We start from the raw sequence: 6,519 nt of genomic DNA, 5'->3' as shown, positions 1-6,519 counted from the left end.
TGGTCGCCCGGGTCCGTGCCCTGGCCCGCCGCGCCACTGCCCCGCTGCCGCCCACCCTCGCCAGCGGTGACGTCACGCTCGATCCGGCCCGCCGGATCGCGGCACGCGCGGGCCGGCGCCTGGATCTCAGCCCGAAGGAATTCGCGCTGCTCGAATGCCTGCTCACCGCGCCCGGCCGGGTTCACTCCGCCGAGGAACTGCTCGAACGCGTCTGGGACGAGGCGGCCGACCCCTTCAGCAGCGCCGTCAAGCACACCATGCACCGGTTGCGCGCCAAGCTCGGTGACCCGCCCGTGATCGAGACCGTTCGCGAGGGCGGCTACCGCATCGGATCGTCATGACCGGTCCGCAGCCGTTGCCCAGACGCTCTCTGCAGACCCGGCTCGCGCTGGCCTACGCGGCCGGCATCTACCTCGCCGGGGTCTTCGTGCTCGTACTCGTGGACGTCCCGCTGCTCAGCGTCCAGTCGACCAAGCCCAAGGGCGAACCCGCGCCGGCCTCAGTCACCGGGACCGGGACCGGCCACGGATTCAGCTTGCAGCAGCTGCTGACCGGCTCCGCCCTCGCGCTGGTCATCCTCGTCCCAGTCTCTCTCGCCCTCGGCCGGCTCGTGGCCGGCCGGTTCCTCAGACCGCTGCGCACGATCACCAGCACCGCTCAGCACATCTCCGCCGGCAACCTCCATCAGCGGCTCGGCCTTGGCGAACCGGTCGACGAGCTGAGCGAACTGGGCCACACCCTCGACGACCTGTTCGCCCGCCTGCAAGCCGCCTTCGACGCGCAACGCCACTTCGTCGCCAACGCCTCACACGAATTGCGCACGCCGCTCGCCGGCCTGCGCACGCTGCTCGAAGTCGCCCTCGCCGACCCCGAAGCCGACGCCGCGACCTTGCGCGCGGTCTGCGAGGACGCCCTCGCCGTCGGGGCACATCAGGAACGGCTCGTGCAGGCGCTGCTTATCCTGGCCACCAGCGAGCACGGGATCTCCCGCCGCCAGAACCTCGACCTGGCCGAGGTCGCCAAGGGCGTCATCGCTTCCCGCCGCGAAGAGGCGGAGAAGCACGCAGTGGAGCTCACCGAGAAGATCACGCCCGCAATCACGGCAGGCGACCCCAGACTGATCGAGAGCCTCGTCGCCAACCTGGTCGACAACGCGATCCGCCACAACCATTGCGGCGGACAGGCTCACATCACCACCGAGCAGTCGGGCCCCTGGGTGAGCATCACCGTCACCAACACCGGACCACTCGTTCCGGACGACCAGTTGAGACAGCTGATCCACCCCTTCCAGCGGCTCGCGCCCGGCCGCCACGACGGACACGGTCTCGGCCTGGCCATCATCAACGCAGTCGCTCAGGCCCATCATGCCGCGCTTGCCATCACCTCGCGCCCCGAAGGCGGACTGGCCGTCACGGTGCGATTTGTGCCTGCGCCGGCTGACGACTGACAGCTGACGACTGACGGCTGTATCAGCGTTCAAGCGGCCTGTCGCCGGTGAACCGGCGGCAACGACGCAGCTGCCGCTTTTGCCGATTGTTGCCGCCCTACCTCCGCGCAACGACTAAATCGCCTGATCAGAGCGCATACACGGCCTATAGATGCACTGCAGATCGGCGCACCTGCGCCCCACCTAGCCTCAATATCAGCACGCAGCGAACGGGGATCCTCAGCCGTCAGCCGCGGCCACATCACGCGAACGCCAACGGGGCGCCGCGCTCTTCAAGTCCTCAAAGGGGTATCAGCCATGAACAAGCACGTCTCCGCCGCCACGCCGACCGGATCCGCCCTGCGCCGGTCACGACTGCGCTCGCTGCGCGGCCGGGCCGCGGCCGCCACCGCCACGGTGGCGCTGGCGACGGCCGGCGCGCTGGCCGCGGGGGTCACCTCGGCGCACGCCGCCTCCGGGTTCACGATCCACCTGACCCCGAACTCCAGCTTCGGCCTGCTGCTCGACATGGCCGGCGGCTCGACCTCCTCCGGCGGCGGCCTGATCCAGTGGTACGCCAACGGCGGCAACAACCAGAACTGGACCTTCATCCCGGTCGCCGGCAACGAGAACTACATGATCCAGAACGCCAACAGCGGGCTGTGCCTGACCACCGACGGGGTGGCGGGCGACCAGATCGTCCAGTTCCCCTGCGCCGGCGGGATCAACCAGATCTGGCACACCCCGGTCACCCCCTCGCTCATCGGCTCCGCCACCATCATGAACCCCTGGAGCGGCCTGTACATGGACGTGTACGGCGACAGCCCGTGGGCCGGAGCCGGCATCGACGCCTACTACTACGACGGTGGCGCGAACCAGTTCTTCGGCGCCATCTGAACTACCAGCCCAGGTGCGGCGCTCCCGCTCTCATCCGGTCTACTCCTGTGCCAGCCCGTTCTCGATCACGTAGCGGACCAGCTCGACCCGGTTGTGCAGTTGCAGCTTGCCGAGTGTGTTCTGCACGTGGTTCTGCACGGTGCGATGCGAGAGGACGAGGCGCTCCGCGATCTGGCGGTATGTCAGGCCTTTGGCTACAAGGCGGAGCACCTCGGTCTCCCGCTCGGTCAGCTGGGGGACCGGGTCGTCCGCTTCGCCGCGGGGCGTGGCGGCCAGGCGGCGGAATTCGCCCAGCACCAGCGCGGCGAGTCCGGCGGTGAACACGGCGTCGCCGGCGGCGGTCCTGGCGACCGCGTCGAGGAACTCGGCGGCGCTCGCCGATTTCAGCAGGTAGCCGCCGGCGCCGGCCTTGACCGCGTCGAGGACGTCCTGGTGCTCGCCGCTCGCGGAGAGCACCAGGACCCGCAGGGCCGGGAGTACGGCCAGCAGCCCCTTGATCACCTCGACGCCGTTGACGTCCGGCAGCTGCAGATCGACCACGGCCAGGTCGGGCCGCGCCGCAGCGGCCGCCCGCAGCGCCGCGCGTCCCTCGCCGACCGCCGCGACGACCTGGTATCCGGCGGCGGCGAGGTCGCGGGCGACCGCGTCGCGCCACATCGGGTGGTCATCGACGATCAGGACCCTGGTATCCGCTGCGCCGGCCGGCGGCCGCTGCTCGTGTGTCGTCATCGCCGCGGCACCCGCATCTCCACCTCAGTGCCCTGACCGGCCGGCGAGCTGATCGCGACCGTGCCGCCCAGCTCCTCGAGCCGCCCCCGGATCGACCGCGTGACACCGATACGCCCCGCCCGCGCCGCCTCGGCCAGCCGGCCTGGCGCGATGCCGGGCCCGTCGTCCCGCACGGTCACCACCACACCGTCGCCTTCATCTTCGACGAGGAGCCACGCCGGTGCGTGCGGGCCGACATGCCTGCGCACGTTGTCCAGCGCCGCGCCCACGGCTGCCGCGAGTTCGTCCGCGACGGCGCCGGGCAGCACGACCGCGGCGGCCGGGGTGGCGACGGTGACCGTGGCAGTGGCGAACCGGCTGAGCACCTCGCGCAGATCCGCGTTCCCGGCAGGCTTGGAATGCGATGCCGAACCGGCGGTGCGCGTCCCGATCAGCTGGCGCAGCGCGCTCTCCTGCTCGCCGGCCAGCCGCCCGAGTTCAGCCGCCTCGCCGCCGAGTTCCGTGCCTCGCCGCTGCACCAGGGCCAGCACCTGGAGCACCGAGTCGTGGATGCCACGAGCCAGGCGCTCGCGCTCCCGCGCGGTGGCCACCTCCAGCGCCCGGGTCTCCGCCTCGCTGCTGAGCCTGGCGATATGGCCGATGGCGATCGCGGTCAGCAGCAGAAGCACGCCCTCGTTGACTCCGGTCAGGTCGATCCGCCCCCGCACGACCATGCAGCAGGCTCCGATCACCGCAGCGGCGGCGCAACCGGCGCGGCGCCCGGCGCGAATCGCCCAGGCGATGACGGGCCCTGCGATCCACACCATCGGCAGCGTCACCGCCAGGTCGTCCGCGTGCAGCACCCACCGGGTGAGCAGCAAGCAGCCGACCGTGATCGCGAGATCCGCCCACGGCAACAGCCAGCTGCGGCGAGCACCGCGGGGGTAGGCGTAGGAGCTGTAACCGGTCCACAGCGCCATGACCATGAGCCCGCACAATACGAGAACCGGGCGGGTGAAATGACTGTAGCGGGCGGCCGCGAGCACGGCCGCGAATCCGAACGCTGCGACGCGAAAGACGGTGAGCGCGCGCCACAGTGGCGCTTCGTACCCGTGCGGGCCGCCGTCCACCGCGAGTACACGAGCTGTCGTGTGCCACGGCGATCGCATTGCCCCTCTTCTCCCCCGCATACCGCCTCGCCGGTCAGTGAGCTGCATTTTTGCACATGACGCGCAGCTGCGACGCCAGCCCGCGACGCGGCTACTCTCGGCGCGTGACAGTACGTTGCCTGATGGTGTCGAGAGGCACCTGAGTACGCCGACCCGTCGAACCTGAGTATCCGTACGGATTTCGGCGCGTCGGCGGATGGCGAGACTGTCGTCATGACACTTCCCCTCGATCACGTGCGCGGTGCCGCATGAAAGCCTCGCGCTCCCGGCCCGCCTCCGGTTTCGAGCGCGCTTGGACCGTCTTCGGCATCGTCGTCGCGGTGCTGATGGCCTTCGCGGGCCTGTCGGTCGCCGCGGTAGCAGTCGTGTTCTGGATCGGCATGTCGAACTACGGGAGCAACAAATGACTCCGGCAGAAAGGGTGGTTCGACAGCTGCGGGGCATTGTCGTGACCGCACGGCCGCCGGTGCTCGTGCTGCTGGCGTTCTACGCGGAACTCGGCCTGGCGCAGGCCGGAAAGCCCAACGCCTACGTGTCGCTGGCGAAGATCCTCGCCGTGATCGCGGCGTTCCTGGTGTTCTCCGTGGCCTGCAACGACTTGGCGGACGAGGCCATCGACCGGGTGAACCTCCCCGGCGACCCGCGCCGCCCGCTCGTCTCCGGCGCGGTCAGCCGGGCGCGCCTGCTCGCGACGGGCTGGGTCGCGGCCGGCGCCGCGCTAATCATCAGTGTCCTGATCGGCTGGCCGGCGCTCTTGATCACCGGCGTGGGTCTCGCCGTCAGCGGCGCGTACTCGGTGCGGCCGGTCCGCATCGCGCAGCGCGGTGTGCTCGCGCCGTTGCTGCTGCCGGCCTGCTACGTCGCGGTGCCTTACCTGCTCGGGATCACCGCGGTCCGCTACGCGCCGACGGGGACTGACCTCGCACTGCTCGCTGGCCTGTACCTCGGCTTCATCGGGCGCATCCTGCTCAAGGACTTCCGTGACGTGCGCGGCGACGCCATGTTCGGCAAGCGCACCTTTCTCGTGCGCCACGGCAGGCGATGGACATGCGCGTTCAGCGCGTGCTGCTGGGCCGCGGGAACGAGCGTCATCCTGGCGGCGATGCGCGACAGATCACTGGTCGAGCACGTCGCGCAGTGCACCATCGGCGCCTGCGCTGTGTTCGCGATCATCTTCATCGCAGATCTCGCAGCACACGAAAATCCGTGCCGCGACGAGGCGTTGATCAGCGCTATCGCCATCCTCGGCCGCGCCATGATCCTGATACTGATCATCCACCTGTCGTCGGTCGATCTGGGCCTGGCCCCGTTCATCGAGTTCGCCTTCCTGAATCTTCTCGGCGCGCTCGCCCTGGCGCGGGCGCTGTCGGTGGCGCGCCACGGCCCGCGTCTGCGCCTTCTGCCGGTGCCGATCGAACAGCTCGACGAGCAGCGCTCGCTTGCTGCATAGGCAGTGATGCCGTAGAGACCGTTCAGCCGAGGCGGGGATCGATGTGGATCTTCGGTCCCGGCCCGGCGTCCGCCGGACGCCGGCCCGCCAGGGTTTCGCTCGTGCGTTCCAGGCTCACGGTCGCGGCGACCAAGGGCCGGGGGTCGACCACACCCTCGGCGTAGGCGCGGATGGCGGCCTCCAGGCCCGGCGAGGCGGATAGGACGCCGATCGCGGTGACGTCCTTCAGGACGAGCGTGCGGGTGTCGATGGTGCCGGGTTCGCTGGCCAGCCCGATGTAGACGACGCGGCCGCCCGGTTCGACCAGGTCCAGGGCCCGCCCGGGCGAGCGCACGTGGTTGGTCGCGTCGATCACCGCGTCGAACGGCAGCGGCGGCAACTGGTCCACGTGCCGGCTGTTCTCGAAGCCGAGTTCGCGCGCGAAGGCGAGGGAGCCGTCTGTCACGCCCGCCACGTGTACCTCCGCACCGGCGGCGCGGGCGAACATGGCCGCTAGCAGACCGATGGTGCCGGGGCCGAGGATCAGGACGCGGTCCGCCTCCGTCAGTTCCGCCGCCCGCACCGCGCGCAACGCGTTGCCGCCGGGCTCGACCAGAGCGCCGAGCGCTACGTCGACGGTGTCGGGCAGGACGTGCAGTGAGGAGACCGGGACGGCGAGCTGCTCGGCCAGTGCGCCGCGCCGGCCGGTACGGATTCCGATCTCCTCGCGGTTCTCGCAGACGTGCTGTCGCCCGCGCAGGCAGCGGCGGCAGGTCCCGTCACCGATCATAGTGTCGCCCATCACGCGGCGGCCGACCCACTGCGCGTCGACACCTTCACCGACCGCAGCGACGCGGCCGGACCATTCGTGCCCTAGCCGCATCGGGTAG

At 70.4% G+C, this 6,519-nt stretch carries 8 protein-coding genes; 5 read left to right on the top strand and 3 right to left on the bottom strand.

Features of this window, described 5'->3' with window-relative positions:
• The 3 genes from VFB40_RS26980 to VFB40_RS26970 all read left to right on the top strand — a co-directional run.
• On the top strand, positions 1 to 341 hold a 341-nt coding region (locus VFB40_RS26980), incomplete at its 5' end, for a winged helix-turn-helix domain-containing protein (protein ID WP_324855574.1).
• Positions 338 to 1,447, top strand: coding sequence for a sensor histidine kinase (locus VFB40_RS26975; protein ID WP_324855572.1), 1,110 nt, complete (start codon positions 338 to 340; stop codon positions 1,445 to 1,447). The genes VFB40_RS26980 and VFB40_RS26975, both read left to right, overlap by 4 nt.
• A 297-nt stretch (positions 1,448 to 1,744) precedes the next feature.
• The gene (locus VFB40_RS26970; protein WP_324855570.1) at positions 1,745 to 2,323 is read left to right on the top strand and encodes an RICIN domain-containing protein; all 579 of its coding nucleotides are present in this window, start codon (positions 1,745 to 1,747) and stop codon (positions 2,321 to 2,323) included.
• Between the two features lie 39 nt (positions 2,324 to 2,362).
• Here the strand turns inward: VFB40_RS26970 and VFB40_RS26965 are convergent, their stop codons facing one another.
• Positions 2,363 to 3,052, bottom strand: a complete 690-nt coding sequence (locus VFB40_RS26965) for a response regulator (protein ID WP_324855568.1) — start codon at positions 3,050 to 3,052, stop codon at positions 2,363 to 2,365.
• Positions 3,049 to 4,200 carry a MacS family sensor histidine kinase gene (macS, locus tag VFB40_RS26960; RefSeq protein WP_324855566.1) on the bottom strand — a complete coding sequence of 384 codons (1,152 nt, stop codon included), beginning with the start codon at positions 4,198 to 4,200 and terminating at the stop codon, positions 3,049 to 3,051. The genes VFB40_RS26965 and macS overlap by 4 nt, the downstream gene beginning before the upstream one ends.
• 248 nt (positions 4,201 to 4,448) lie before the next feature.
• Here macS and VFB40_RS26955 point away from each other — a divergent pair, with 248 nt between their 5' ends.
• Together VFB40_RS26955 and VFB40_RS26950 are read left to right on the top strand one after the other, a co-directional pair.
• On the top strand, positions 4,449 to 4,607 hold the full coding sequence (locus VFB40_RS26955; RefSeq protein WP_324855564.1) for a hypothetical protein: 159 nt from the start codon (positions 4,449 to 4,451) through the stop codon (positions 4,605 to 4,607).
• 59 nt (positions 4,608 to 4,666) lie between these two features.
• Entirely contained in the window at positions 4,667 to 5,650 is a 984-nt protein-coding gene (locus tag VFB40_RS26950) for a UbiA prenyltransferase family protein (protein ID WP_324855561.1), read from the top strand.
• Between the two features lie 22 nt (positions 5,651 to 5,672).
• Here the strand turns inward: VFB40_RS26950 and VFB40_RS26945 are convergent.
• A partial coding sequence (locus tag VFB40_RS26945; RefSeq protein ID WP_324855560.1) for a zinc-dependent alcohol dehydrogenase occupies positions 5,673 to 6,519 on the bottom strand: 847 nt, incomplete at its 5' end.

Origin of the sequence: Actinocrinis sp. (assembly GCF_035650855.1) — a bacterium.
Lineage (GTDB): Bacteria > Actinomycetota > Actinomycetes > Streptomycetales > Catenulisporaceae > Actinocrinis.
Note: the sequence above shows the minus strand (reverse complement) of the source record. Positions and strands in the feature narration are given on the sequence as shown.